29 protein-coding genes and 2 pseudogenes are annotated in these 25,981 nt (G+C 63.8%); 20 read left to right on the forward strand and 11 right to left on the reverse strand.

Features of this window, described 5'->3' with window-relative positions:
* The first annotated feature begins 41 nt into the window (after window positions 1-41).
* A complete protein-coding gene (locus ACSKB9_RS38505; protein WP_438079575.1) occupies window positions 42-1,286 on the forward strand; it encodes an ABC transporter substrate-binding protein in 1,245 nt (414 codons plus the stop codon).
* Window positions 1,287-1,436: 150 nt separating this feature from the next.
* Here the strand turns inward: ACSKB9_RS38505 and ACSKB9_RS38510 are convergent, their stop codons facing one another.
* The gene (locus tag ACSKB9_RS38510) at window positions 1,437-2,651 is read right to left on the reverse strand and encodes an NAD(P)/FAD-dependent oxidoreductase (protein WP_438079576.1); all 1,215 of its coding nucleotides are present in this window, start codon (window positions 2,649-2,651) and stop codon (window positions 1,437-1,439) included.
* Between the two features lie 83 nt (window positions 2,652-2,734).
* Window positions 2,735-4,370: pseudogene (locus tag ACSKB9_RS38515) on the reverse strand (thiamine pyrophosphate-requiring protein).
* 424 nt (window positions 4,371-4,794) lie between these two features.
* Between ACSKB9_RS38515 and ACSKB9_RS38520 the strand changes: the two are divergent.
* Window positions 4,795-4,959: a Flp family type IVb pilin gene (locus tag ACSKB9_RS38520; protein WP_016841801.1), complete on the forward strand. Its 165-nt coding sequence runs from the start codon at window positions 4,795-4,797 to the stop codon at window positions 4,957-4,959.
* Between the two features lie 30 nt (window positions 4,960-4,989).
* On the opposite strand, the gene ACSKB9_RS38525 is transcribed toward ACSKB9_RS38520, so the two are convergent.
* Together ACSKB9_RS38525 and ACSKB9_RS38530 are read right to left on the reverse strand one after the other, a co-directional pair.
* Window positions 4,990-5,217: a hypothetical protein gene (locus ACSKB9_RS38525; RefSeq protein WP_016841800.1), complete on the reverse strand. Its 228-nt coding sequence runs from the start codon at window positions 5,215-5,217 to the stop codon at window positions 4,990-4,992.
* 54 nt (window positions 5,218-5,271) lie between these two features.
* A complete protein-coding gene (locus ACSKB9_RS38530; RefSeq protein WP_310880753.1) occupies window positions 5,272-6,249 on the reverse strand; it encodes a Ku protein in 978 nt (325 codons plus the stop codon).
* Between the two features lie 264 nt (window positions 6,250-6,513).
* Here ACSKB9_RS38530 and ACSKB9_RS38535 point away from each other — a divergent pair, with 264 nt between their 5' ends.
* The 8 genes from ACSKB9_RS38535 to ACSKB9_RS38570 all read left to right on the forward strand — a co-directional run bounded on the left by ACSKB9_RS38535 (window position 6,514) and on the right by ACSKB9_RS38570 (window position 11,056).
* Window positions 6,514-6,666, forward strand: coding sequence for a hypothetical protein (locus ACSKB9_RS38535; RefSeq protein WP_016841798.1), 153 nt, complete (start codon window positions 6,514-6,516; stop codon window positions 6,664-6,666).
* A 414-nt stretch (window positions 6,667-7,080) separates the two neighbouring features.
* Window positions 7,081-7,239, forward strand: coding sequence for a hypothetical protein (locus ACSKB9_RS38540; protein WP_168856472.1), 159 nt, complete (start codon window positions 7,081-7,083; stop codon window positions 7,237-7,239).
* A 44-nt stretch (window positions 7,240-7,283) separates the two neighbouring features.
* A complete protein-coding gene (locus tag ACSKB9_RS38545; RefSeq protein WP_141342555.1) occupies window positions 7,284-7,598 on the forward strand; it encodes a hypothetical protein in 315 nt (104 codons plus the stop codon).
* A gap of 169 nt (window positions 7,599-7,767) precedes the next feature.
* Window positions 7,768-8,046, forward strand: coding sequence for a hypothetical protein (locus ACSKB9_RS38550; RefSeq protein ID WP_057020207.1), 279 nt, complete (start codon window positions 7,768-7,770; stop codon window positions 8,044-8,046).
* Window positions 8,047-8,101: 55 nt separating this feature from the next.
* The gene (locus ACSKB9_RS38555) at window positions 8,102-8,518 is read left to right on the forward strand and encodes a hypothetical protein (protein ID WP_438079577.1); all 417 of its coding nucleotides are present in this window, start codon (window positions 8,102-8,104) and stop codon (window positions 8,516-8,518) included.
* Between the two features lie 94 nt (window positions 8,519-8,612).
* Complete coding sequence (locus ACSKB9_RS38560; protein WP_141342556.1) at window positions 8,613-9,641, forward strand: NAD-dependent epimerase; 1,029 nt, start codon at window positions 8,613-8,615, stop codon at window positions 9,639-9,641.
* Between the two features lie 181 nt (window positions 9,642-9,822).
* Window positions 9,823-10,080 (forward strand): hypothetical protein, encoded by a 258-nt coding sequence (locus ACSKB9_RS38565; RefSeq protein ID WP_225641843.1) that lies wholly within the window; start codon window positions 9,823-9,825, stop codon window positions 10,078-10,080.
* Between the two features lie 766 nt (window positions 10,081-10,846).
* The gene (locus ACSKB9_RS38570; protein WP_016841790.1) at window positions 10,847-11,056 is read left to right on the forward strand and encodes a hypothetical protein; all 210 of its coding nucleotides are present in this window, start codon (window positions 10,847-10,849) and stop codon (window positions 11,054-11,056) included.
* Window positions 11,057-11,242: 186 nt separating this feature from the next.
* On the opposite strand, the gene ACSKB9_RS38575 is transcribed toward ACSKB9_RS38570, so the two are convergent.
* Complete coding sequence (locus ACSKB9_RS38575) at window positions 11,243-11,431, reverse strand: hypothetical protein (protein WP_438079578.1); 189 nt, start codon at window positions 11,429-11,431, stop codon at window positions 11,243-11,245.
* 667 nt (window positions 11,432-12,098) lie between these two features.
* On the opposite strand from ACSKB9_RS38575, the gene ACSKB9_RS38580 reads away from it, so the two are divergent.
* Window positions 12,099-12,473: a helix-turn-helix domain-containing protein gene (locus tag ACSKB9_RS38580; RefSeq protein ID WP_018270679.1), complete on the forward strand. Its 375-nt coding sequence runs from the start codon at window positions 12,099-12,101 to the stop codon at window positions 12,471-12,473.
* A gap of 13 nt (window positions 12,474-12,486) precedes the next feature.
* Here the strand turns inward: ACSKB9_RS38580 and ACSKB9_RS38585 are convergent, their stop codons facing one another.
* Complete coding sequence (locus ACSKB9_RS38585; protein ID WP_438079579.1) at window positions 12,487-12,792, reverse strand: hypothetical protein; 306 nt, start codon at window positions 12,790-12,792, stop codon at window positions 12,487-12,489.
* 95 nt (window positions 12,793-12,887) lie between these two features.
* Here ACSKB9_RS38585 and ACSKB9_RS38590 point away from each other — a divergent pair, with 95 nt between their 5' ends.
* Window positions 12,888-14,330 carry an undecaprenyl-phosphate glucose phosphotransferase gene (locus ACSKB9_RS38590; RefSeq protein ID WP_438079580.1) on the forward strand — a complete coding sequence of 481 codons (1,443 nt, stop codon included), beginning with the start codon at window positions 12,888-12,890 and terminating at the stop codon, window positions 14,328-14,330.
* A 29-nt stretch (window positions 14,331-14,359) separates the two neighbouring features.
* Here the strand turns inward: ACSKB9_RS38590 and ACSKB9_RS38595 are convergent, their stop codons facing one another.
* From ACSKB9_RS38595 to ACSKB9_RS38615, 5 genes are all read right to left on the reverse strand, one after another.
* On the reverse strand, window positions 14,360-14,944 hold the full coding sequence (locus tag ACSKB9_RS38595; RefSeq protein ID WP_253587372.1) for a hypothetical protein: 585 nt from the start codon (window positions 14,942-14,944) through the stop codon (window positions 14,360-14,362).
* 16 nt (window positions 14,945-14,960) lie between these two features.
* Window positions 14,961-15,737, reverse strand: coding sequence for a metallophosphoesterase family protein (locus tag ACSKB9_RS38600; protein ID WP_438079581.1), 777 nt, complete (start codon window positions 15,735-15,737; stop codon window positions 14,961-14,963).
* Between the two features lie 7 nt (window positions 15,738-15,744).
* On the reverse strand, window positions 15,745-17,034 hold the full coding sequence (locus ACSKB9_RS38605; RefSeq protein ID WP_438079582.1) for a hypothetical protein: 1,290 nt from the start codon (window positions 17,032-17,034) through the stop codon (window positions 15,745-15,747).
* A gap of 201 nt (window positions 17,035-17,235) precedes the next feature.
* Window positions 17,236-17,406, reverse strand: a complete 171-nt coding sequence (locus ACSKB9_RS38610; RefSeq protein ID WP_438079583.1) for a hypothetical protein — start codon at window positions 17,404-17,406, stop codon at window positions 17,236-17,238.
* A 127-nt stretch (window positions 17,407-17,533) separates the two neighbouring features.
* The gene (locus ACSKB9_RS38615; protein ID WP_438079584.1) at window positions 17,534-17,839 is read right to left on the reverse strand and encodes a hypothetical protein; all 306 of its coding nucleotides are present in this window, start codon (window positions 17,837-17,839) and stop codon (window positions 17,534-17,536) included.
* 297 nt (window positions 17,840-18,136) lie between these two features.
* On the opposite strand from ACSKB9_RS38615, the gene ACSKB9_RS38620 reads away from it, so the two are divergent.
* From ACSKB9_RS38620 to ACSKB9_RS38655, 8 genes and pseudogenes are all read left to right on the forward strand, one after another.
* Window positions 18,137-19,249, forward strand: coding sequence for a polysaccharide biosynthesis/export family protein (locus ACSKB9_RS38620; RefSeq protein WP_438079585.1), 1,113 nt, complete (start codon window positions 18,137-18,139; stop codon window positions 19,247-19,249).
* Between the two features lie 31 nt (window positions 19,250-19,280).
* Entirely contained in the window at window positions 19,281-20,780 is a 1,500-nt protein-coding gene (locus ACSKB9_RS38625; protein ID WP_438079586.1) for an O-antigen ligase family protein, read from the forward strand.
* 114 nt (window positions 20,781-20,894) lie between these two features.
* On the forward strand, window positions 20,895-21,500 hold the full coding sequence (locus tag ACSKB9_RS38630) for a hypothetical protein (protein ID WP_438080576.1): 606 nt from the start codon (window positions 20,895-20,897) through the stop codon (window positions 21,498-21,500).
* Window positions 21,501-21,685: 185 nt separating this feature from the next.
* Window positions 21,686-24,049, forward strand: a complete 2,364-nt coding sequence (locus tag ACSKB9_RS38635) for an AAA family ATPase (protein WP_438079587.1) — start codon at window positions 21,686-21,688, stop codon at window positions 24,047-24,049.
* Window positions 24,001-24,441 carry a hypothetical protein gene (locus tag ACSKB9_RS38640; RefSeq protein ID WP_438079588.1) on the forward strand — a complete coding sequence of 147 codons (441 nt, stop codon included), beginning with the start codon at window positions 24,001-24,003 and terminating at the stop codon, window positions 24,439-24,441. The genes ACSKB9_RS38635 and ACSKB9_RS38640 overlap by 49 nt, the downstream gene beginning before the upstream one ends.
* Before the next feature lie 37 nt (window positions 24,442-24,478).
* Window positions 24,479-24,730 (forward strand): hypothetical protein, encoded by a 252-nt coding sequence (locus ACSKB9_RS38645; protein ID WP_438079589.1) that lies wholly within the window; start codon window positions 24,479-24,481, stop codon window positions 24,728-24,730.
* Window positions 24,727-25,485 carry a class I SAM-dependent methyltransferase gene (locus ACSKB9_RS38650; protein ID WP_438079590.1) on the forward strand — a complete coding sequence of 253 codons (759 nt, stop codon included), beginning with the start codon at window positions 24,727-24,729 and terminating at the stop codon, window positions 25,483-25,485. The genes ACSKB9_RS38645 and ACSKB9_RS38650 overlap by 4 nt, the downstream gene beginning before the upstream one ends.
* Before the next feature lie 33 nt (window positions 25,486-25,518).
* Window positions 25,519-25,929, forward strand: a pseudogene (locus ACSKB9_RS38655) (glycosyltransferase family 4 protein); the annotation flags it as partial.
* Window positions 25,930-25,981 lie beyond the last annotated feature (52 nt).

Raw genomic sequence — 25,981 nt, forward strand, 5'->3', positions numbered from 1 at the left:
CGTTCGCAGTTTGAAAAGAAGAAAGCAAAACAAGGGAGATCATGATGACGGCATATTCAACCGCGACCCGCGTGAGCCTGTTGGCCTCGGCGTTCGCGCTCTGCCTCGCCGCGCCGGCCTATGCGCAGTCCAAGGACCCGATCAAGATCGGCATCATTGCCGAAGTACAGTCGATCGCGGGTGCGGCGACGCCGGGTGGCGCGCAGATCGCAGCCGACGAGATCAACGCCAAGGGCGGCGTGATGGGCCGCAAGATCGAGATCGTCACCTACGACAACAAGAGCTCGTCGGCGGACTCGGTGCGCGCCTTCCAGCGCGCGGTGAGCGAGGACAAGGTCTCCGCCGTGATCGCGAGCTACATCAGCGAGGTCGTGCTGGCGCTCGAGCCGTGGGCTGCGCGGTTGAAGATGCCGCTGATCACGCCCGGCGCCGCCTCGAACGAGATCACCAAAGCGATCCACAACGACTATGAGAAGAACAAGTACACCTTCCACGGCTACCTGACCTCGGCCGCGCAGGCGCAGCTGGTCTGCGACGCGGCCAAGGAGCTGTTGGTCGACCAGCTCAAGTTCAAGTCGGTCGCGATCATGAGCGAGGACGCGGCCTGGACCAAGCCGCTCGACGTCGGCTACGAGGCCTGCCTGCCGAAAGCGGGCCTGAAGGTGGTCGAGCACATTCGCTTCTCGCCCGACACCACCGACTTCACGCCGATCTTCAACAAGATGGAAGCCGCCAAGCCCGACGTGATCGTCACCGGCATCTCCCATGTCGGCGTGCAGCCGACCGTGCAGTGGAAGAACCAGCAGGTACCGATCCCGATGTTCGGCATCAGCGCGCAGGCGCTGAGCCCGACCTTCTGGGGCGACACCAACGGCGCCGCCGAGGGCGTGCCCTCGCTCGCGGTGGCGACGCCTGATGTTGCCGTCACGCCGAAGACCAAGCCGTTCGCGGCGGCGTTCAAGGCCAAGTTCGGCACGCCGCCGGCCTATACCGGCTACACCGCCTATGACGAGGTCTACATCATCGCCGAGGCGATCCAGCGCGCCGGCTCGACCGATCCGGACAAGATGGTGACCGAGCTCGAGAAGACCGACTTCGAGGGCACGATCGGCAAGATCCAGTTCTACGGCAAGAACGACGAGTTCACCCACGGCATCAAGTCCGGTCCGGGCGCGGTGACCGGCCTCGTGTTCCAGTGGCAGGGCGGCAAGCAGATCACGGTCTGGCCGAAGGCGATCGCCGAGGGCCAGATGAAGTTTCCGAACTTTGTGAAGCTGTCGCAGTAGCAGACGTACTCGTTGTCATTGCGAGGAGCTCGCGACAAAATTGCGAAGCAATTTTGCGCTGAAGCGACGCAGTAATCCGTCTATCCCGGCGTGGAGGGGTGGATTGCTTCGCTTCGCTCGCAATGACGATCGGCGAATGTGAGCCCCAAACTACTTGCGCGTCGGCGGCGCCGTCTGGATCGTCGGCGCGGCCGCCGCGAGCAGCGCGGCGCGGTCGCCGTTGCGTGGCGGATAGATGCGCTGCTGGTTGATGGTCTGCTTGGTGAGCTTGGCGGCAGCGCCTGTGGTGTGCACCTCGCGGTCCCAGCCGGTGGTGTAGAGCGCCCCCCAGGCGCCGAGATCGAGCACCGTCACATACCAGTCGATATTGAGCTGCAGCAGCTTCTCGCCAAGCAGGTCCGCGACCACATTGTGGCCGGCGAAGCGGCCCATCGGCCGCGCGAACTGGCACGACATCACGGTCGGGTGCTCGCCGTCGATCAGGCAGGCGGCGACGTCGCCGGCGGCGAAGACGTCCGCAAGGCCTTCGACGCGCATGGTATGGTCGACTTCGATCCGGCCGAGCGCGTCGCGCCCGGCCGGCAGCGAGGCGGCGAGGGGGCTGGCGCGCATGCCGGCGCACCACACCACGGTCTTGGTCGGAATGATTTCGCCGGAGTTGAGCGTGATGCTGTCGGCGCCGACGGCACTGACCCGGACATTCAGCCGCGTCTCGACGCCGAGCGCGGCCAGCGCCTCGTTGATGACCGGGCGGCCATGCGCGCCGAAGGTCGCGCCGACGACGGGATTGGGATCGATCAGGATGACCAGATGATCGCCGGTGATGCCGGCCTGCGCCAGCTTGGCCGGCATCTCGGCCGCGACCTCGATCCCGGTGAACCCTGCGCCGACGACGGCGACGCTCGCGCGTGCTTCTGAGGGCGGCTCGTTGCCGAGCGCCGCCAGATGCGCGTCGAGCCGCATCGCTGCCTCATACGTGTCGACATCGAAGCCGTGGGCGGCAAGGCCCGAAATGGCGGGGCGGACCAGCTCACTGCCGGTGGTTAGCACCAGCCGGTCGTAGCTCAGAACCTCCGCGCCCGCGCTGGTCTTGATCGTGACCGCGCGCGTCGCCGGATCGATCGCCGCGACCTCGGCCACCATGTGGCCGACGCCAACCGGATCGAGCAGGTCCTTGAGCGGCAGCGCGACATCGCCGAGATCGACCTCGTAATTGCGCACCCGGATGTTGTGATAGGCGTTGCGATCGACGACCAGGATCTCGGTGTCCGCTGCCCGTGCACCGATCTCGTCGCGCTTGCGGGCTGCGCCGAGCGCGGCCCATAGCCCGGCAAAGCCGGCCCCCAGCACCAGGATGCGCGCCATCTCTCCCTCCGAAGTTGCACCGGAGGGAGCTTGCCTGCGCTGGCGCGGTCAAATCAAGTGGCAGAGCGGCGTGTGAGGTGCCGTCACGTCCCCGGCCGCGACACCTCGGTCTCCTTGCTGGTGATGAATTCCAGCAGCACCGGCACGCCTTCCTTGGTCTTCTGGATGCCGCGCTTGATCGCGGGGACGATGTCCTCGGGCTTGGTCACCCGTTCGCCGTAGCCGCCGAAGGCGCGGGCCATCGCGGCGTAGTCGCCGGAGATGTCGGTCGAGCGGTATTTCTCGGTCGAGATCGGCATCACCTTCAATTCGATCGCCATCGAGAAATTGTTGAGCAGGATCGACATGATCGGAATCCGCTCGCGCACCGCGGTCTCGAAGTCCATCCCCGTAAAGCCGATCGCGGCGTCGCCCCAGACATTGATGCAGAGCTTGTCCGGCTTGGCGAGCTTGGCGCCCATCGCGAGACCAAGGCCGTAGCCGAGCTGCGTGGTCTTGCCCCAGCCGATATAGGACAGCGGCTCGACGGACTTCCAGAACGGCGAGAGCTGGTCGCGCGGGCTGCCGGCGTCGTGGGTGATGACGGTGTTGTGGATGTCGACGGTGTGCTGCAGGTCCCACAGCACGCGGTAGGGATTGAGCGGCGCGTCGTTGTGCGTCAGCTTCGGCATCCACTTGGCGAGCCACTCCTTGTGGGAGGCGGCGATCTCCTCGGCGACCGCGCTTGCGTTGCGGTCCGAGGTCACGGTCTTGCCGATCTCCTCCAGCAGCGCGTTCGAGCACCAGGCCGGCGTCGCCGACGAGGCCGACCTTGGCCTCGACATCCTTGTTGATGTGGTTCGGATCGAGCGTCGAATGGATGATGGTCTTGCCCTTCGGCATCGCGATGCCGAATGACGTCTCGGTGAAGGAGCAGCCGATGCCGAAGATCACGTCGGCTTCGGAAAGAAATTTCGGCACCGCGCGCGGCACCGCGAGGCCGCCGGAGCCGAGCGAGAGCGGGTGCGTCTCGGGGAAGGACGACTTGCCGCCGAGGCTGGTGGTGACCGGGATCGCGAGCCGTTCGGCGAGGCGCTTCAGATGCGGCCAGGCCTTTGCATAGTGCACGCCCTGGCCGGCATAGATCACCGGACGCTTGGCGCCAACGAGCAGGGCGGCCGCTTCCTTCACATGGACGGGGTCGGCGCCGTAGCGGGTGCGCAGCACCGGGGTGTAGTTCAAGGGCTCCGGCACCTCCTCGTTCCACATGTCGGCGGGGATTTCGACGATGACCGGCCCGCCGCGGCCGTTCTTCAATTTTGTAAATGCCCGCCGAAAGATGTTGCAGACCTCGGCTGCGATGTTGATCGGCTCCGACGATTTTGAAAACGCCTTCATCGCCTGGCTGGAATTGAAGTTCGGGTCGATATTCGCCAGCCGGCGCGCATAGCCCATCGGCAGCACCAGGACGGGCACGGATTCGCCGTAGCACTGCGCGACGCCGCCCATCGCGTTCTCCGCACCGGGGCCGTGCTGCATGCAGAAGGCGCCGATCTTGTCGCCAGAGGTGACGCGGGAGATCGCGTCCGCCATGTGCACGCCGATGCGCTCCTGGCGCACCATCACGGGGCGGATGTCGGCATTGGCGGCGTATTCGATCAAATGGTTGACCGGGTAGCCCGTGAGGATCTCGATGCCCTCGCGCTTCATGATTTCCGCGATCGCGGTGCCGAGCTTCATGACGGTCACTCCCTTTGCATGCGGCCGGTTCGTTCCGGCCTCGTTGTCGCCTGTCCGATAAAGGAACAGGATTCCGCGGCACCGGTAAAGCGCGGCCGGGGCCGGATCAGGTAGTTCTGATATGCGTTTACGACTGGAGCTGTTTCCGGTCAGACAGGATCAGAACGGAGCTCTAGATACTTGTTTTGACGCGTTTTCTTTGCGCGAGCCGGTGTCCACTTCGCTGGAAAGCGCTCCGGCCGCGGCCCGGTGCCTCGCCCGGCGGCAACCTGATGCAGGCAGAACTAGCAGGGAAATTCCCTGCAACCTTTAAGCGATCGTTCATCCTTTCCCTCAATGGGCCGTCAACCAATGTGGCCTAGTTTCGCAAGCATATTACTACGGCGCGGGAGAAAAAGCCGCGAGCGTCGGACAGGAGCTTTTCATGCGCGCGTTGATGGCAAGGTTTCTGCGTGATGAGGTCGGGGCGACGGCCATTGAATACGCCATCATCGCCGGTGGCATCAGCATCGTGATCGTCGCGGGCGTCAGGGGCATCGGCACCAGTGTAAGCGGCCAATTCAATGCCGTCAGTTCGGCATTCAAGTAAGCGCTGCCGGCAGTTCGCCATTTTCCGGATTCAGTCGTCCCCATTCAACGCGCGCAGCATCGCGATGCGCGCGAACATCAACCAGCCGGCACCTTGTTCCGCCGCATTGATCAGATGCTCGACCGCGATCTGCCAGCGCGTCTCCTGCTGGGTGTCTTCCGATAGCTTCATGATGTAGTCGGCAGCGTGCTGCAGCGTCACCAGCGTGCCGCCGCGATGCAGCGCGATCGGTTCGTCAAACGGCGTCGACCAGGGCATCTCGACCGGGACATCTCAGGCGCTGTGGACCGGGCTCATCTTGCGGTCGCTGCGCTAGCCTGCCTTCTTGCGCGCCGCGGTGCCCTGGGCGCGCGTTGTCTTCTCGGCCTTCTTCGGCTCGGGCTTGGCGGCCTCCTTGGGCTCGCGCTTGCCGCTGCCCGAGATCGGCAGCAGCATTTCGCGCTGGCCCTCGATGCGCTTCTTCGGCTTCTTGCCCTTCGCGGCCTTTGCTTCAGTCTTGGCGGGCGCGGCCTGCTTCTCGTTGGCGAGGCTCTTCTTCAGCGCGTCCATCAGGTTGATGACGTTGCCGCTGGTCTTCGCCGCGGGCTTGGCGACCTTGATGCCGTTGCGCTTCTGGTTGATCAGGTCGATCAGCGCCTGCTCGTAGCGGTCCTCGAACTCCTCCGGATCAAAGTCGGCGGACTTCTGCTCGACGATGTGCTTGGCGAGATCGAGCATGTCCTTGGTGATCTTCACATCCTGGATGTCGTCGAAATACTCCTTCTCGCTGCGCACCTCATACGGGTAGCGCAACAGCGTGCCCATCAGCCCGTTGTCGAGCGGCTCGAGCGCGATGATGTGCTCGCGATTGGTCAACACCACGCGGCCGATCGCGACCTTGTTCAGGCTGCGGATGGTCTCGCGGATCACCGCAAAGGCGTCGTGGCCGACCTTGCCGTCGGGAACGAGGTAGTAGGGACGGATCAGATAGCGGCTGTCGATCTCGCTGCGCGGCACGAATTCGTCGATCTCGATGGTGCGGGTCGAATCCAGCGCGATGTCGTCGAGCTCTTCCTTGGTGACCTCGATATAGGTGTCGGTGTCGACCTTGTAGCCCTTCATGATGTCTTCGGTGGAGACTTCCTCGCCGGTCTCGGCGTCGACCTTGGCGTATTTGATCCGGTGGCCGGTCTTGCGGTTGATCTGGTTGAAGGAGACCTTTTCGGTATCCGATGTCGCCGGGTACAGGGCAACCGGGCAAGTCACGAGCGAAAGGCGCAAAAAGCCCTTCCAATTGGCGCGAGGGGCCATGGGGAAACTCCAGGGAAACTCCGATTACGCAACCGACGGAACGGTCAAGGATAACACCGGGAACCCCAGTTTGAAACAACACGGCCCGGTGAATCTCGCAACGGCGTTAACCGTGTCCTCGCGCTGCGCCCGTTTGACGCGGCGGGCGGGACTGCCGTCGGCCCAGCCGTCAACGCTCTCGGAACATCGCTCCCGATCACGCGTTGGCTGTCGAAGGGGCGCGGCAAACGCCGGAATTACAGGCACTTAAGCAAAGAGGTTGCCATGGCAACGGAACGACACGGTCAAATCGTCGAAACCCCGACCGAGGCACGGCAGGCCGAGCCTGGACCTTCGGTTCTCGCGCTGCTCACGGCCTCGACAGGGCTGGCCGTCCTGATCCTCGGCATTGTCTGGTTCGCCTTTTTCCGCGTGTGAGGCGATTATATTGGTTGACCGCGTGCGAGGACTTGATTGTTAAACTGAGAGGCAGGGCGAAGCGGGCAGATTGCTCCCGGGAAGAATCCGTTCGGTCGCGCCGGCCTCCGGCGCGCGGCTATCCTGCATGCCGGCCACGTCGCATGGTCAAGCTGCACGACCGTCTTGATCGACGTATGTGACGCCGATCGGGCGAGGATCCGAAGGGAAATTCCGGCGCGCGGGCCGCCGCGATCGCCGACGTAAAATTCCTGATCGTGTCGAACGGAATTTCCACTGCGCGATGGCGTGCGGCCTGGCGGCGTTTTGCAGCGGTGATCTGTGATGCGCGATGCGAATGGCTGCTGCGACGCGTCACGAGATCATCGAAATTGACTGCTAGCTGATTTGAATCAGTTACGCCTTGAGCCTGAGATGTTCTACTCGCAAGAAGAAAAAAACTCGTTGCTGGCGCGCTTCAAGGAGAAAAGCGTTTCAGGTGTCTTCGTCGGACTGACGGTGCTGGCGATGGCGGGGTGGATTTATCTTCTCAGCTCGATGTTCCTGAAATTCATGCTCTGGTGGTTCTCCTGAGACGTTCTCTCGCGAGAACAATTATTGTCGACGCCTGATCATTGATGCGTCGTTCGATTGCACAAAAATTCCAGCGGCTGAACAATCTTTCGGCGCGTCCAATCATGATGTCGTCACAACTTCGAATGTTAATAACATCGGGGCGAACGTGGACGGTTGTGATGGTTTCTCCTGCTCTGATTCTCGCGGCGGTGTTCGTCGCAGGCTTCTTCTCCGGTTTCGCCGCGCGCTCGTGGCGGTCGCACAAGCGCCGCGCGCAATATCGGATCTATGCGCCGTATGTGGCGCCATCAGCCGCGAAATCGTCGAGGCGGGAACAGCCGGTCAGTGCGTTCGGCCACATGCGTCGCGCGTTCTAGCGGAGTAGTTCGATCGAGGTAGCGCGACGGTGTGCGGTGAGTTGGGGTTGGCTGGCAACATGCAATCGGTCATCATGTCGGCGTCCGTTGCGGCAGGCGGGTTGGTTGCATGCCAGCGTGCCCCTGATCTCGTCGCCAGCCCCGCGGATCGCAAGGGAACTTTCACGTCATGAGTGATCTCAGGGGGCATTCGCCAAGGCGGTATGTCGTCGATGTCAGTGGCAAGCGTGTGCTGGTCGGGCTGACGCTTGAGGAGACGTCGGAGTTCGAGGACCTGGACTCCTCGCTGCCGGGACTGGCGGACGGGCACGATAACGGGACGGGCCTGGTGCCGTCAGCCGGTGAGGGACGGTGGCTCGAGCTCTATGACAAGCACGACAAGGCCTGGATCAAGTGGAAAGCCGACCTGAGGGCCGGGCACGAGGGCAATTCACCCTTTTTTAACTAAGACCGGGCGATTTTGACCTGTGCTGCCTCAATGGGCCCGAACCGGATACTGACAGATGTTTCAGCTGTTTTTGCGGTCTCGCGCGCAGGACCTGATCAAATCGCGGCGCGGCGAGGAAGGGTTCAAGGCACGCTCGGCCGAGCGCGATGCCGAGACCGATCGCGCCCGGATCGGATCGATCATGGCCGCGATAGAGGCCGCGTTGCAGGCGGCCGAAAGCGAGCAATCCGGTCTTGGCCGCCGCGTCGATGATGTTCTGGCCCGCGCCGCGGTGACTCTCGGCAACGGCACCGACGAATATCTGGAACGCGAGGCGCTTGACAACTATCATCAAGACCTGTTTGACGCCGAGATCTCCAACGGCCAGCGCCGGCTGAAGGAATTGGCGACCGAGATTGCGCACTTCAAGTTCATGAAAGCTGCCGTCCTGAGCCGCTTTCCGGACTACAAGCCTCCGGGCGCCAGCAACTGACGCCTGGCGGCGCGCAACGCGAAGACAGCTGCGGCGGCCGCGTGTAACGGCTTATTCGAATGGTCCGGCGCAAGGCGAAAGGCACGGGCAAGACGTGGTGATCGCAGGCAATCTACTCGTCACGGGCTGCGCCGGCTTCATCGGCTTCCATCTGGCGGAGCATCTGCTGCGGGCAGGGCAGCCGGTCATCGGCCTCGACAATCTGAACGACTATTACGACCCGGCGCTCAAGCGCGCGCGCCTCGATCTGCTCAAGCAGCACCGTGGCTTCACCTTCGTGGAGCTCGACCTCGCCGACCGAGCCGGCATGAAGGCCCTGTTCGAGCGTTATCGCTTCGAGGTCGTGGTGCATCTCGCCGCGCAGGCCGGCGTGCGCTATTCCCTGCAGAACCCGCACGCCTATGCGGATTCCAATCTGGAGGGCTTCCTCAACGTCCTCGAGGGCTGCCGACACACCGCGTGCAAGCACCTGTTGTTTGCGTCCTCATCGTCGGTCTATGGCGCCAACACCAAATTGCCGTTTTCGGTCCACGACAATGTCGACCATCCCGTCAGCCTGTACGCCGCAACCAAGAAGGCCAACGAGCTGATCGCCCATTCCTATAGCCATCTGTATCGCGTGCCGGCAACCGGGCTGCGGTTTTTCACCGTGTATGGGACGTGGTATCGGCCGGACATGGCGCTCTATGCGTTCGCCGACGCGATCACCAAGGGCAAGCCGATCCAGCTGTTCAACAACGGCAACATGCGGCGCGACTTCACCTATGTCGACGACGTGGTTGAGGCGATGGTGCGGTTGATCGGCCGCGCGCCGGAAGGCGACGTCAACTGGTCGGGAGCGCATCCCGATCCGGGCTCGAGCCGGGCGCCGTGGCGGGTCTACAATATCGGCAACAGCAGGCCGGAAGAACTGATGCATGTGGTGGCGCTGCTCGAGCAGGGCTTGGGGCGGCAGGCCGAAAAGCAGTTGATGCCGATGCAACCGGGAGATGTACTGGAGACGTCGGCCGACGTCTCCGACCTGGAGCGTGAAATCGGCTTCCGCCCGCAGACGCGGATCGAGGATGGCATTGCCAGGTTTGTCGCCTGGTATCGGGCCTATCACGACGTCGATCGGACCTAGGCGCCGCGAGAATCGTCGTCGTGTTTCAGCTCGCAGTCAGAGCTTGATCTTCGCGCAAACGCGATCCGCGTTTTGTTGCGACGGAAAACCGCTTCGCACTTTTCCGGATCATGCTTTAGTGCGCTCCTTGCGAGTCCGGGCTCGAGAAAAAAACTGATTCAGTTTGGAACGGAGTGTGGCAATGCGAGTTATCTCGGGTTTTGCGATCGCCTCAGCCGTGATCATGATCTCCAGCGCAATGGTTCCCGCGCATGCGATCGACGTGCAGGTGGCGCGCGCCTGCGATGCCCTGGTCGCGAAGGCATTTCCGCCGCTACAGCCCGGCAATCCCGCTTCCGGGAGCGCGCGGGGAGGCGCCAAAGCCCAGCGGGACTATTTCAACAAGTGCGTCGCCAATGGTGGCAAGATGGACGACGATACGCCTCCTAAATCGAAATAGCGCGCGATCGCGACGCGGGGCGAATTAGCGATGCTTATGGCGAATCTTCGCTGTCGCTGCTGTTCGTGGCGACTGTGCAAGCGTGCGAATGCAGCGACAGGCGCGCGAAAGGCGTTCACTCCCACTGTTCAAGCCGGACGCTTCGGTCCCGCTCATTTTAATTAGAATAGCGTTAGCGCGGTTGGTGCCGGCGGAGGCGAAATCGCGTTTGGTCCGATGTTCAGCGTTGAATTCATTTCGCTGGATTGCTCGAGCGCTTCAGGACACCGTCAGCCGCTTCAATATTCGCAACCGGTCGAAACACTCTGCGATCCTTGATGGACGTGGCAGCAGCAGATTTTGCGTCTACGGAGCAGCTTTGGTGGAATATCTTGTGTGCGCCTGAGCGCGTCCCTTGAAGCGCGATCGCTGTAACACGGCGACATTGTGATAGCCGGACAATGCACGTTCGGTTGAACGACACGGCAGCCATCAATGATCACCAAGCAATATCATGCGCTTGGTAGAGCTTCCGACCGACATTGAGCCGCGTTGTCCAGCCGCGCGCCTCATAGCTGCCGCTGCCAACTCATCTGTACGACACATCAAAGGCCGCCGATCGAGCGCTTCGCGATCAGGTTGTGGAACCTGATTGAGAAAATTTAACTCGGAGCCATGTTGGTCGCAAACCTGCCCCATTAACCGCCTTCCATGTGCGCGGAATAACCCTGTCATCGAAACTTCAATCACATCGCTCATACCCTTAACCGCAGAGCGAGGGCGCGCCATGAAGCAGCACAAAGTTCAACATTTGCATCAGCCGATCGAAGAGGCGTTGCTCGCGACCAATCAATCGCTGCGCAACGAAGTCGTTGCGCTGATGCTTGATATCGCTGAGTTACGTGAAATCCAGGAACGCCCGGGCTCGTCGCGTTCGTTCGGCATGTCTCGAGAGCAGAACACCCCGCGCGTCGCGCTGCGCCGGGTTCACAGCTGAAGTCCGTCAGCCTCTTTCTCATCGGCAGAATATGCGGCCACATCCTTGCCAATCCGGCGAGCATGCTGGCGCGCCTGCAGTTGCGGACATTTCAATTCTAAATTGAATGATGCGCTGGCCCGATGCTCGTCTAGGCGAGCTGGCGGACGTTGCTGCGGACAATCGCGGTCGTGAGGGTTGGGGCGGTCAGTGCTCCAGCGGCACGGACTTGCGTGCCCCGACATCGGACAGACGCTCGCGCAGGATCCAATTCTGCAAGACCAGTTCGACCGCGGTATGCCGGAGCTCGCGATTCTCCGCGACGAGGCGTTCCAGGATGTCGGCCGCCTCGCTTGACGCGGGTTGGTTCCCCTCGAAGACCTTGAGACGCGCCATGGTGTCGATCCTCGCGAAAATGTTGATCAGAGGCTGGCTCTGACAAGCGTCAGCACAGAATGGTTCGCGGATTATCGGGCGGACGTGGTTCCGCCTGATGGCCTCGGGTGGGAAAGCACTTAATTGATAATTCGTGGATCGAGATATGAGCGTTAGGTTTCGTGAAAATAATCCTCAAATATGTTGAAACCCTCATGACACCTAACGTCCTAGTAACTACTGCTGGGCGTGAGCGCCCGCAAGCGGTCGGACGCGAAAGTGGCGGGATTAATTTGTTAGAAATTTGTGAAAGTTGCGCTTGACCGGTGGGGCGATTATCGCGGCGAGGCATGGCGCACTCACAATCTGTCGAGAGACCGATTGAATATTCTCATTTGCTTCCCGTTTGAGAATGCAAACAGTGCGCCAGTTATCCCGATCAAACTCTCATACACAGAAAGTCGTATAACTTTTTTTATCGGGCCCTTTCAGCGGAGGAATATTCCCCGTATATTCGGCTCAATACCTTGCAGCTTCGGCGTTTCTTCGCACTATGTGTTGCTGCCGACCGGCAAGTTCGAGGCTCCCGAAAGGCCCCCGGGAAACCCTCAATTTGAATTTCCTGTTGCATTTACATAGCTTATAGGCCATGCGATGATTGCTAATCTAGGGGGCAATGAGATGACCAATGAGGCGTCATTCTACTGAGGAGATCAGTTCCAAGGTCAAACAGGCCGAGGAACTCATGGCGCGGGGGCAGTCCCAAGCCCAAGCGTGCAAGGTGCTGGGCGTTAGCGTGATGACATTTCATCGCTGGCGCAAGCAGGAGGCCGCACGTGGCCACCAGGCGAATGGTACCGTTACCGAATTCGCCGCTCGCACCGATGATAGAGATGGGATCCCCCCTGTCCATAACCGTATTGATGAATTACGGCTGGAAAATGAACGGCTGCGCCGGATCGTGACCGACTTGCTGCTCGAGAAAATGAAGATCGAGGAAAAGCTTGCGCTCAGGTCCGGCGGCGGGAGCGGCTTGCCCCGCCGTGGTGAAGCCCAAAGCTGACGTAAGTTATCCGTTAGTGGATGCGTGAAGGCCTGGGAGCCAGCAGCAGCTGGTCGCTCAGATGTGCCTTCTCCGATCTTGCGCGCAGCTCTTCGAAGATCGGACGCAGTCTGGCCTGCGCAAGGTCCAGACCTGCGATGATGTCCTGATTCGGCATGTCGGCCGGGAAGCGGGCCGCCCGCAGCTTTGTCTCGATCGCCTTGACCAGTACCTCGACGTCGTCGCGGTGCTGGCCCGCGACGAGCTCGGCGCCCATCAGGCGGATGAGATGGAGGAGGGCCACCAGCGCGGCCTCGGTTTCGCCAGCCGATGAACTCATGCGCGCTCTCTATCCGATATCCGCAGCAGGTCTTGCGAGCTCACAACTCGCCTGATAATACACATATGAATTGTTAACACGAATGTTAATTCCCGATGACCGACCTTTCGGACGCTCGATTGGCGAAGGTACCGGTTAACTTCGGCGCCTTCTCGTTAGCTTTCGCCTCCCTCGAGGCGTTTGCCGTCGCGTTCGAGATGATAATCGTCGTGCTGTCCAGCATCGTCGGCGGCGCGGCCTATCACCTCTTTTACTACCACACGGTTTATAGCAACAGCTTCGAGGGTTTTCTAGGGATCGGGGTCCTCGCCGCCATCCTTCACATGTTCGTGGCGAAGTCGCAGGGCCTCTACAATGCGCAGGTGCTGGCCGGTCTCGACCGGCGCTGGAGCAGCCTGCTCGGCGGATGGCTGCTGGTCGTTCTGCTGATGACCCTGATCATCTTCCTTTTGAAGGTGGGTTCCGGCGTCTCGCGCGGGTCGGTGCTGTCATTTGGCCTGATCGGCGGCCTCGGGCTGGTCGGCGGACGGATGCTGCTGCAGGCACCGCTGCAACGCGCGATCGACCGCGGCATGCTGGCCACGCGCCGCGCGGTCGTGGTCGGGATGGCGGACGAATTGTCCCGGGTGCGGCAAGCGAGCCTGCTGCGCGATTTCGGCCTCAGCGAGGTGCGACGGGTCCAGCTCTCCGGATCGTCCGACGACGCCGGCGACCGGGCCGCCGTCGCGTCGGCCATTCTTGCAGCCCGCGAGTGCGGCGTCGACGAGATCATCCTGGCCATGCCCTGGCAGCAGGAGCCGCGCATCCAGTTCGTGTGCGATCAGCTGCGGGTATCGCCGCTGCCGGTGCGGCTGCTGCCGGACCGGACCGCGGAGCGGTTCCTGGCGCTGCGGATGGTGGCGACCGGCCCGATCCCGACGCTGGAAATGCAGCGCTCGCCGCTTACTTCGCTCGAGCGCGCCGGCAAGCGGCTGTTCGACATCGTGGCATCCAGCGGCCTCCTGGTGCTGTTCGCGCCGCTGCTGATCGGAACGGCAATTGCGATCAAGCTCGACTCCAGGGGACCGATCCTGTTCCGGCAGCGCCGTAACGGCTTCGACGGCAAGCAATTCACCATCCTCAAATTCCGCTCGATGCACGTGCTCGAGGATGGCGATGTCATCACGCAGGCTCGCCCGAACGATCCGCGGCTGACCGGGATCGGCGCGACCCTGCGCCGCCGCAGCATCGACGAACTGCCGCAGCTGGTGAACGTATTGCGCGGCGACATGTCGCTGGTCGGGCCGCGGCCGCACGCGCTGGCGCATGACGACAAATATTCGAAGCTGATCGCGAGCTATGCAGAGCGCCAGCACGTCAAGCCCGGCATCACCGGTCTCGCGCAGGTGCAAGGGCTGCGCGGCGCGACGCCGGCGATCGAGGACATGCAGCTGCGCGTGGCGCATGACCTCATCTACATCAAGAGCTGGAGCTTCGTGCTCGACCTGCGCATCCTGCTGCGCACGGTCGGCGCGGTGTTGCATCACAAGGGTATCTGACGGCTGGGCATCTGGGCGCCAGGCGCGCCTTACTGCGGAATGCTCTGGTTGGCGTCCTTGAATTCCGCCTCGATGATGCGCCGGTTGGCATCGCCAGCCACGCGATAGGCCTGCCCGATCGCGCCCTTCAGCTCCGGCGCCCGGGTGAGGATCAGGCGGATCTGCCGCTGCAGCAGGTCGACCAATTCGACATCGCGCGTGGTGTCGACCTGCGCCAAAAGGATCAGGCGCGGCGCGATCAAGTCGCTGCGGTTGAAGCCGGTATAGTAGGACATCTTGAGCGCCTTCGACGCGGTCGGGTTCAGCCAGTCGAACCGTCCGGTTGCCGAGGCGAGGCCGAACCAGGCGCCGGCGTCCATCGGCGAGAGGCGAAGCGCGCGCGTGAACGCGGCTTCGGCCGCCTCCGGTGACGTCTGCAATTGGCTCCAGCCGTCGCGCAGCCACAGCTCGCCTCGGACCATGCCGACCTCTGCGGCGATCGCCGGTCTGCCGCGCAATGCATCGGCGGCGAGCCACCAGGCCGACAAGGCCAGCGTCGCCGCGCCGATCGCAGCGGCCGCCGGCACGAAGGCCGGCGAGAGGCGCCTCGCATTCCGGCCGATCGCGTCAGCCATCGTGTTAGCCATCGCATTAGCCATGGCGCGCGGCCCGGTTGCCGGTCATCAGCAAGGTTCGCCGTGCTCCCTCGAGCTTGACGCAGGTCAGGCGGCCGGTCGCATAGGCACCGGTGTCGACATTGATGCGGTTGCGCAGCAGCTCGGCCTCATGCACCGGCGTATGGCCGTGGACCACGACCTTGCCGAAATCATCTTCCGAGATCAGGAAGTCGTCGCGGATCCAGAGCAGATCCTCCTTGCGCTGCTGGTTGAGCGCGACGCCGGGCCTGACGCCGGCATGGACGAAGAAATAGCGTTTGTGCACATAACAGAGCGGCAGCGAGCGCAGGAAGGCGAGATGGGCCGGCGGCATCTGGCGGATCAATTGCCGGGCGAGCGCCCTGCGTTCGGAAGCGTCGGGATTGGGCGAGGGCGTCAGGCCGTAGGACATCAGCGTTTGCAAGCCGCCAAACTGCCGCCATTGCGCGAGCATGTCGGGATTGACGAGAAATTCCAGCAGGCAGGCCTCGTGATTGCCGAGCAGGCAGACCATGCTGCGGGTGCGGCGGCGTTGATCGAGCATGGCGATGACATCGCGCGAATCCGGTCCGCGATCGATATAGTCGCCGAGGAACACCTGGATCGGTCGCGCCGGCCGGAACCGACCGATGTCGGCATCGATGCGGGCGCAGATCTCGTGCAGCAGGTCGGCGTGACCGTGGATATCGCCGACTGCGTAGATGCAGGTCTCGTCGCCCTCATGTTCGAGATCGCCGGTCTGGCCGACAAGACGCTTGAGGAAGCTGCGCATCTAGCGTCTAGCCCGCCTGCAACCGTGAACGGCTGATCCGCTGTGCCAGTCCTGTTCCGATCACGGCTCCCAACACGATCACTCCGGGCAGCGCCGGCAATTCCGGCAAGGTGAAGCTAGCCAGCAGCAGCGTCAGCAGGACGGCTGCGGCCGATGCAGGGTAGGACCAGTCTCGGCCGCGATTGCGCGCACCGGCCGTGAACGCTGCGATGCCGACGATGATAGCCGCGACTAAAGTCCAGAACATGGCGGAGCCGAACTGGGCGATCGAGGCCGCCGCGCTGGTCGCAACCACGGGCCGCGTGGTGGCGCCCTGCCAGTCCATATAAGTCGACGCCAGCGTTGCCGTGGTGCCGGCGCCGCTGCCGAGCGCGGGCAGGTCGGCGAGCAGATTGTGGGTCGATTGCACGAACTCGGACGGTGCATGAACAAAGGCGACCGCAAGCGGCACGTCGGGATGACGATTGCCGATCGCCGTCGCCAGGGCGATCAGCGCGATCGCTGCCGCGGCGGCAGCGCTGCTCCAGCGGTGCAGATGAAGTTTCCGCGCGGCGAAGGTCATCAGGACCAGGGCGATGCCCGCGGCGATCGCGATCGCGATCGCGGCGCCGCGCCGCCCAACCCAGCAGGCGCTGACGGCGCAGAACAGCGCGCCGGCGGCGAGCATCCAGCGCAGCCGTGTCAATTGGGCTGCGGTGCGGCCATCGGCGTGTCCACCGACGTCGAGCGCGCGCGCAAGGTTGAGCGGAACGCCAACGAGAACGACGACCAGGAATCCGTTTGCCGTCTCATCGCGCGCAGCGCCAGGCCAGACTTTGACCGGATCGCTTGATAGCAGCAGGATCAGGGCCGCGACGGCCGCCGTTGCTGCAATGGTGCGGGCCACCATATCGGCGCGGCGGGCGTCGATCGCGATCGCGGCGGCGGTGATCATGACTGACATGAGTGACAGCCAGATCAGCAGCGCGCCAAGGCTTGCGCCGGTGTCGATCGTGATGCTGCCGCTGAGCTGTGCTCCCAGTGTTTCGCCGGCGAACTTCCACACCGGATGCGCCAGGGCTGCGAGGGGAAGCATCTGCAGGATAATCCAGAGCATCGGCAGAAGCGCCGCCGCAACAGCGGGACCGGCGACCGACTTCAGGAACGACAGCTCACCTGGACGGATCGCCAGCAGGCTTGCGATTAGTCCGAGCGACGTCGCCGCGCCGACGAGACCCGTCGCGAGCGATGCGTCGATGAGACCGAGCGGAATCGACGCCCCGATCAAGATGCAGATAAAGGCCGTGACGTTCCACACGAGAGGGGGAGGTCCTGCAGAGGATGAGACGCAAGGCAGCGGGATGCCCCGGGCTTGCCGCGAGGTCAACGGAAATCGGGCGCGCCAAAGGGGGCAGTGTTATGGGCTGCTAATGCGAACGGCGCAGGGCGAGACGTGGCGCCGAGGTGCGAGACCAGAACAGCGGCGCGAAGGCGCCTGCCAGATATCCGACTTGCAGCGCTACGATCGCGCGATCATGAGCAGCGCGGTTCCCGACCACGACAGGCGCGCGACTCCGATGGCGGCCAGCACCGCGAATTCCGCGAGCGCCACCGGCGCCAGCACCAGACAGTGCTGGCGCCGGCCGAGAACGGCGCCGCCGATCAAATTGCCAAGGAAAACAAATAACATAACCAAACCCTGCGCCCCCAAGATATCGGGCCGGGCCTAAGCCGGGGTTAACCCGCACGTCGCAGAGCCGCCGGCGCGGTGCCGGCCGACGCCCGAATGGCCTGTGGCTTTGTTAGTCGATTAACATTCAGAACGGGCGGAGATCGCCGTAACTATAGGCAGCCCAATAATCGCGGCCGCCATACGGTCCATAGGCGCCGTAGAGCGGCGCGCAGGAGTAGCGATCGGGACAGCCGTGCCAGCAAACCCGTTTCCACTGGCAGACGTCGCCACGACAATATTGCAGCCGCTGACAGTTGCCGCTGACCCGTTGCACAGCGCGCGGGGTCGGGGAAACGCTTAGTTCTGCGGCAAAAACTGCGCTGCCAACAGAACCGCCCAGCAGCAGGACGACCATTCCCAACGCGATCGCGGGTAGCTTCCTGCGGGCCATCGAACCCTCAATCGGTTAACTCAAACCATCTCATTCACAGATAACGGGGAGATCGGACGAAAGCAAAGCCGGAGTGACGGCGCGCGGGGCTTTGTCTCACGGCGGTGCGCCGGTGTCGCCGAATTGCCTCACCTCGCTAACATTATTTATCAATTGCATCGCAATATATCGCGGAAACTTGTGATTGTGATAGTCGGCGTGTTACGGCACGGCCGGAGTATTTGAATGTCGCGTGCGAATTTCATTCGGGTAATGTTATTGCTTGCGGCCGCCTGTTGGGTCAGCGGTTGCCATTACATGCCGACCAACGGTCCGACGAGCTCCGATGTCGTGGCCGGGCAGCGCGATCCTGAAAGCCTGCCCTATGCGATGGTCAAGATCACACCGCAGATCGAGAACGTGCTGGCGTCATTCGCGCCGCAACTCGCCGGCGGCATTCAGGGCCCGCCGCCGAAGGACATCCGCTTCGGCATCGGCGACGTCGTCAGCGTCACGATCTTCGAGGCCGCGGCCGGCGGTCTGTTCATTCCGGTCGAGGCCGGCGTGCGTCCCGGCAACTACATCACGCTGCCGAACCAGAACGTCGATACCGACGGCAACATCTCGGTGCCTTATGCCGGCGCGATCCGCGCCAAGAACCGCACACCGACCGAAGTGCAGCGCTCGATCGTCGATGCGCTGAAGAACCGCGCGATCGAGCCGCAGGCCGTGGTCGCCCTGATCGAGCAGCGCACCTCGCTGATCTCCGTGCTCGGCGAGGTCGATTCGCCGAACCGCTTCCCCGCCAATGCCGCGGGTGAGCATGTGCTCGACGCCATCACGCGCGCCGGCGGCCCGAAAGGGCAGGGCTTTGACACATGGGTCATGCTCGAGCGCGACGGCAAACGTACTACGGTGCCGTTCGGCCAGCTGGTCTACGAGCCCAAGAGCAATATCTACGCCCATCCCGGCGACACCATTTATGTCTACCGCGAGCCGCAGACCTTCGTCGCCTTCGGCGCGTCGGGCGCGCAGGGCCAGTTCAATTTCGAGGCCTGGCGCATCTCGCTCGCCGAAGCCGTTGCCAAGGCGGGCGGCCTGAACGACTCCTCGGCCGATCCGGCCTCGGTGTTCGTCTATCGCGGCGAACTGCCGGAGGTGGCCGCCAAGCTTGGCGTCGACGTCAGCAAATATTCAGGGCCGATCATCCCGGTCGTCTACAACATCAATTTCCGCGATCCGGCCGGCTATTTCCTGGCCACGCGCTTCCAGTTGCGCAACAAGGACGTGCTCTATGCGTCGAACGCGGCATCCGTCGAGGACGCCAAGGTGATGCAGCAGATCCGCCTCGTGACGGCAACGGCGAACGATCCGATCGTGGCCGCCTACAACGCAACCTTACTTCGTAATTCGATCAAGCTTGCGCCCTGATATTGGGGCGTGAGCCGGCACGGCCGGCTTCATGACACGTTTGCGATTAGCTTCCGGCTCAAGCGAGGCGACGGCGTTGCCGTGGCCGGTGCGCTGGTCATCGTGGCTGTTCTGCGCCGTCGTCGCTTTGGCGCCGCTGCCGCTCGGCTCGGTCGGTACGGTTGCGCCCGCGATCTGGTCGATCCTGCTCGGGATTGCACTGCTCGGGGTGTTGCCGATGCGCCTGCGCGGCAGTCAGCTCATGATCCTCGCCGTGACGGCGTTGTTGACGGCGCTTGCCATGCTGGTGCTGCACGAGCAGTCGGCGCTCCACCCCTGGTCGGGTGTGGCGCCGAACGCGTTGTGGGCGCAGGCCGGCAGATTGCTGCCTGCCGAGCTGCCGCCGGCCGTATCGATCGCGCGCGGTCAGCCGTTCTATTCGATCGGCGTCGGAATCGTTTGCCTGCTCAGCTTCGCCATCGGCGTGGTGCTCGGTGCCAACCGCAGACTGGCGCGCGGGTTGTTGCGGGCGGTGGCCGCGGCGGGCCTGGTCTATGCGATCTGCGGCATCATCACTTTCACGGTCGATCCCACCCGGATCTACCTGGTGCACGAGAAGCAGGCGCACCTGGCGTGGCTGACATCTCCCTTTGTCAATCGCAACACGGCCGGCATCTATTACGGCTGCTGTGCGCTGATCTGGCTGTTGTTCGGCTGCGAGCTGATCGAGCGGCATTGGCCGCCGCGCCGTGCCGGCCTGTCAGGGCTGCTTGCGCGCCTCGATATGCCGGCGCGGCGCCGGCTCGCCGGCCATGCGTTCGGCTGGCTTACTTGCCTGCTGGCGATGTTTCTGACCGGCTCGCGCGGCGGCGTCGGGATCTCGCTGCTCGCTGCGGTCGCAGCCGCCGCGATCTTCTTTCGTAACCGCGTGCCGCGCCGCTACGGCATGATCGTGGCGCTCGGCGTCGGCAGCCTGGTCGCGCTGGCACTGCTGCAGCTTCTCGGCGGTAGCGTTGGCGCGCGCTTCAGCACGATGGGCCTGTCGGATGAGGGACGGTTCTCCACCTATCGCGCAACGTTGCGGATGATCTGGGATCACCCGTGGCTCGGCGATGGTTTCGGGACCTTCGAATGGGTCTATCCGGCCTATCGCACCGACGACATCTCGCTGCGCGGGACCTGGAACCGGGCGCACAACAGCTGGCTCGAACTGGCGTCCGACGGCGGAATGTTAATGGCCGGCGCCGCCATGATCGCGCTGCTCGCAGCGTTCGGCGTGCTCGCGCATGGCGTGCGGACCCGCCGCCGCGACGTGATCGTGCCGCTCGCGGCGCTCTGCGCGTCGGCCGCCGGCGCGCTCCATTCGATGATCGATTTCTCGCTCCAGATCACCGGCTATGCCGTTGTTATCGCGGCCTTGCTCGGGGCAGGCCTGTCGCAATCCTTTCGCTCCGGCGCCGGCGGTGGCCGCGACGCCCGTGTTACGGTCGGGCGGCCGGTTAACGCTGATTTCGCGCGCCAACGCCCGGCCGCGGCCGGCGAGGCTATTTAATTGGCGCGATAACTCTGGCTATGCTAACGAACTGTTAGTATTCGTTAGGGAGATAGCTGTGTTCACATTTGAGCGATCCGGCGGCTTTCCGCCCCGCGCTTGGCGATGTTGGTGATGCTGGCGCTCGCGACACCCGGTGGCGCGGCGATGGCGGAGACACCTGGCGGGCTAATCCAGCTGTCCCAGGCGGTCACCAATTTCAAGGCCAGCCCGGAGCAACTGCTGACCCAATATCCGAACGCGGGTGTGGAGTTGACCTCGCGGGCGCGCGATTTCGCCCTCAACGATCCGACATCGCTCGATCCGCTGATCGCGCTGCTCGCCAAGGCAAGCAAGGACCAGAAGACGGCGATCGCCGCCGGTCTCGCCCAGGCCGCGCGCATCGTGGTGCGCAGCAACCAGCCCTACGCGACGCGCATCCAGCAGGCGATTGCCGACACCAAGGATCTCGACACCGTGATGGCGTTTGCCGCTGCGTCGGGTGACAGCGGCACCGCGGCGACCGGCGCCGGCGGCGCGGGCAGCGCCGGTGCATCCGGCGGCCAGACCAGCGCGCTGGGCGCCAGCGGCGCCGGCGGCGGAACGCTCGAGGCCATCGACGGCAACAGCGTGAACACCGGCATCTTCAGCTTCACCTCGTCGGTCAGCAGTTCGGGCAGCACGACGACCGGTACCGCCACGGGCACCGGCACCACACTCATTTCAACAGTTACCCCCTGAGCGGACGTCCGATCGCCAATGGAGAACTTTCTGCAGCAACGCGCTTCGGTGTCGGCGGCGGGACGCTTCCCAGGATCATTGGAGGGCGCGAGGGCAGGATCCATCCTGCCGGCGCGGCGATAGGACGAGATGCTCAGCGCAACCAGATTTCGCCGTCTGTCGATCTGAGAAATCGTCCGGCTGAATTGCCGTCGCTGGCGGAAACCTTTGACGCCTTCGTCACCTATCTGCTCCGGCAATACTGGGTCATCCTCGGGACCGCCGCGCTCTGCCTGTTCGGCGGCATCTGCTATCTGGCGACGGCGGCGCCGAGCTATACGGCGCTTGCCACGATGATCATCGACACGCGCAAATTCCAGGCCTTCCAGCAGCAATCGCCGGTGAGCGAGGCCCCGGTCGATTCCGCCGCGGTCGAGAGCCAGGTCGAAATCCTGAAGTCGGAGAATGTGGCGCTCGCGGTGATCCGAGACCTCAAGCTCGACGAGGATCCGGAATTCGTCGGCTCCAGGGCCGGCGCGGTAGGAGCCGTGCTCGATTTCGTGTCCGGCCTGCTCGCCGGCGGGGCGCCGCCCACCGAATTCGACCGGACCCGGCGCGCGGTCCGCACGTTCCAGAAGCAGCTCGACGTCCGCCGCCGCGGCATGACCTATGTGATCGAGGTCAGCTTCCGCTCGCTCGATCCCGAGCGCGCGGCGCAGATCGCGAACGCCGTCGCCGACGCCTATATCGTCGATCAGCTCAATTCCAAATATCAGGCGACGCGCCGCGCCAGTGTCTGGCTGCAGGACCGCATCCAGGAGCTGCGCACGCAGGCATCCAACGCCGAGCGCGCGGTGCTCGACTACAAGAAGACCAACAACATCGTCACCTCCAGCGGCAAGCTGCTCAACGAGCAGCAGCTCGGCGAGCTCAACACCCAGCTGCTCCAGGTGAAGTCGCAGGTCACCGACGCCAAGGCCAAGCTCGACCGCATCGAGGCGGTGGTGAAGGGAGGCGTCCCCGATGCGACGGTGGCCGATACCCTGAACAACCAGGTCATCACCAAGCTGCGCTCGCAATATCTCGAGCTTGCCAACCGCGAGGCCGACTGGTCGTCGCGCTACGGCTACAATCACCTGGCCGCCGTCAACCTGCGCAACCAGATGCGCGAGATCCAGTCGTCGATCATCGATGAACTGAAGCGGCTCGCCGAAAGCTACAAGAGCGACTATGCGATCGCCCAGCAGCGCCAGAACGAGATCGAGCGCGCCGTGAACGACTCGGTGTCGCAGTCGCAGTCGACCAACCAGGCGCAGGTCACGCTGCGCGAGCTCGAGAGCTCGGCGCAGACCTATCGCTCGCTCTACGACAATTTCCTGCAGCGCTACATGGAAAACGTGCAGCAGCAGTCGTTCCCGGTCAGCGAGGCGCGGGTGATCACCCGCGCCTCGCGTCCGCTCAGCAAGAGCCATCCGCAGACCTTGGTCGTGCTCGCGCTCTCGGCCCTCGGCGGCCTGATCGCCGGGCTCGGGCTCGGCGTGTTGCGCGACCTCTATGACCGGGTGTTCCGCACCGCTGAAATGGTCGAGACGATCCTCGAGGCCGACTGCGTCGCCATCGTTCCCCGCGTCTCGCCGGGCCAGATCAAGGCGCCGGTCGCCGGTCGTCCCAATCTGCCGATCGGCCCGCGCACGATCCGGCGCGGCGACGAGCCGGTGCTGTGGGCGGCGATCAATTCGCCATTCTCGCGGTTCTCGGAAGCGATCCGCTCGATCAAGGTCAATGCCGACCTCAACGTCACCAAGCCGTCGAAGATCCTCGGGCTGACCTCGGCGCTGCCCAACGAGGGCAAGTCGACGTTGGCCTTCGTATTTGCGCAATTGGTTGCCCAGAGCGGGGCCCGCGTGCTCCTGATCGATTGCGATCTGCGCAATCCCTCGCTCAGCCGCAAGGTCGCCGCGACTGCCGAGCGCGGCATCCTCGACGTGCTGTCGAACAATGCGACATTGCAGGACACGCTATGGCGCGATCCCGAGACCGGCCTCGCCTTCCTGCCTGGCGCCACGCGATCGCGCATCGCCCATTCGCACGACGTGCTGGCCTCCGACCAGATGAGGGATTTCATCGACGGGGCCCGCAGCCATTATGACTACGTGATCGTCGATTTCCCGCCGCTCACGCCGGTGGTCGATGTCCGCATCACCGCCCACTTCGTCGAATTCCTTCGTCTTCATCGTGGAATGGGGCAAGACCCAGGTGCAGGTGGTCGAGCGTGCGCTGCGCAGTGCGCGAGCGGTCAACGAGAACCTGCTCGGCGTCGTGCTCAACAAGGCCGATATCGCCGCGATGAGCCGCTACAGCGGCTATGGCGGCAAGAACTACTATTACAACTCGCACTATGGGCGATATGGCTACACCGAGTGAGATGCACGGCGGGATGCCCGGGCGCGCAGCCGGCTGGCTTGCGCGCGGCTTGCTGGCCGCGGTCGCGTGCTCGTCCGTCGCCTGGGGCACGACCACCTTGCCGGCCTTTGTCGACCAGACCCGGCTCGACGGCGCAAAGGACCTGATCCTTCGCAACGTACCGGTCAGCGACGTCGAGCTCGACGACCTTGGTCCGCTGCTGTCGCGCGCCGTGGCGGAGAAGGATTGCATGCCGGCCATCGATCGCAGCGCGGCGGTGATCCGGCTGCGCCTCGCCGAGAACGCGCTTGCATCCGGCGCGCAGGTCGACGCCCGGATGGGCGAGCTTGACGAAGCGGTCCGCAAATCGCTCGGCTGCGCGCCGGCCGATCCCTATCTCTGGCTCGTGCTGTTCTGGCTTCGCAATATACGGCAGGGCTTGAGCGACGCCAATTTCGACCTGCTGCGGATGTCGTACCGGCTCGGACCCAATGAGGGCTGGATCGTGGTCAAGCGCAGCGCGATGGCGCTCGCAATGTTCGAACGCGCTGCCGCCTGACCTTTCGTCCGACGTGGTTGCCGAGTTCGCGCGTCTCGTGAAGACCGAACTGTACACCGAGGCAATCGATCTCCTGAAGGGACCGGGCTGGGCGCACCGTGACACGTTGCTCGCCGGCCTTGCAGCTGTTCCGCAACGGAACGTCGATATCCTGACCCGCACCATGGCTGACATTGGATACGATCTCGACCGCCGCTCGCCGGCGGAGCGGCGCAATTGGGAGCACAAATCGAACGACCGCCTCGACGAGCCTGCCCGAATGCCGCCGGAGGCGAGCGCTAGGCCATGACGATGGAATTTTGCATCGGACAGCACAACGCGCATTATGAGGGCGTCTATTCGGCGGAGGAGCGCGACTGGCGCCGCGTCTGCGCGGTCGACAAGGCGGATCATATCGCCGGCTTGCTCGGCGCAGCCGCCGCGAAGGTCGGCAATGTGCTCGAGGTCGGCTGCGGCACCGGCGCCGTGCTGGCGCGGCTGTCGGCGATCGGCGTCGGCCGCGACTTCACCGGCATCGACGTGATCGATCCCGCGACCAATCTGGAGATCGACGGCGCCGCTTCAGCCCCATTTCGCTGGTCCAGCTATGACGGCGCGACGATCCCGTTCGCCGATGGATCGTTCGACCTCGTCTATGCCAGCCACGTCCTGGAGCACGTGCCCGAACCGCGCGCACTTCTGCACGAGCTCGCCCGGGTCGCGCGGACCTTCGTCTATGTCGAGGTGCCGTGCGAGCTGCATGCGCGGACCAACCGCCGGGCGTTGCAATCGACGCTCGACATCGGCCATATCAATTTTTACACGCCCGACACGTTCCGCCTGGTGCTGGAGACCGCGGGGCTCCACGTCACCGGCTTCGGCACCTATGACCACAGCCTGCCGGTTCACGCGTTCCATTCGTCGCGGGTGAGGGGGCTCGCCAAAAGCATTGTGCGGAAGTCGCTGTTGTCGGTCGGCCCGGCGTTCGCGACCCGGCTTGCGACCTATCATTGCGGGGCGCTCTGCCGGCGTGACGAGGCGCAGGCGCTGCCGCGGGACTGGTAAGCCATGGCGCCGCGCGTGGTCGTCTTCAACAACATGATCACACCTTACACCAACCGTCTCTACAACGAGCTGGCCAGCCGCGGGCTGGATCTCGCCGTGCTGTCCTGCACGCCACAGGAGGCCGATCGCTCCTGGGCCGGCTCGTTCACGCCGCGTTACATCACGCGCACGGTGCCGGGTGTATCGATCCCGCTGTCGCGGTCGCGTCACACCCATGTCAATATCGGGGTCGGGCGCGCCTTGAATGCGCTCGCGCCCGACCTGCTGTTCGTGAACGGTCTTTATCCCTCGATGCTGGCCGGCGCGGCATGGGCGCGCGCCAACGGCAAGGCGCTCGCGCTGACGATCGACGGCTGGCGCGAGACGATGCCCAACACCGCCTATCACCGTCTGGCGCGGCCCTGGCTGCTGCGCCAGTGCGACGCAGTGGTGTGTTGCAGCGACAAGGGTAGGGCGTATTTCCGCGGCGAGGGTGTTCGCGCCGACGACCTGTTCG

It is taken from the genome of Bradyrhizobium sp. BR 1433 (assembly GCF_051547665.1).
Lineage (GTDB): Bacteria > Pseudomonadota > Alphaproteobacteria > Rhizobiales > Xanthobacteraceae > Bradyrhizobium > Bradyrhizobium australafricanum.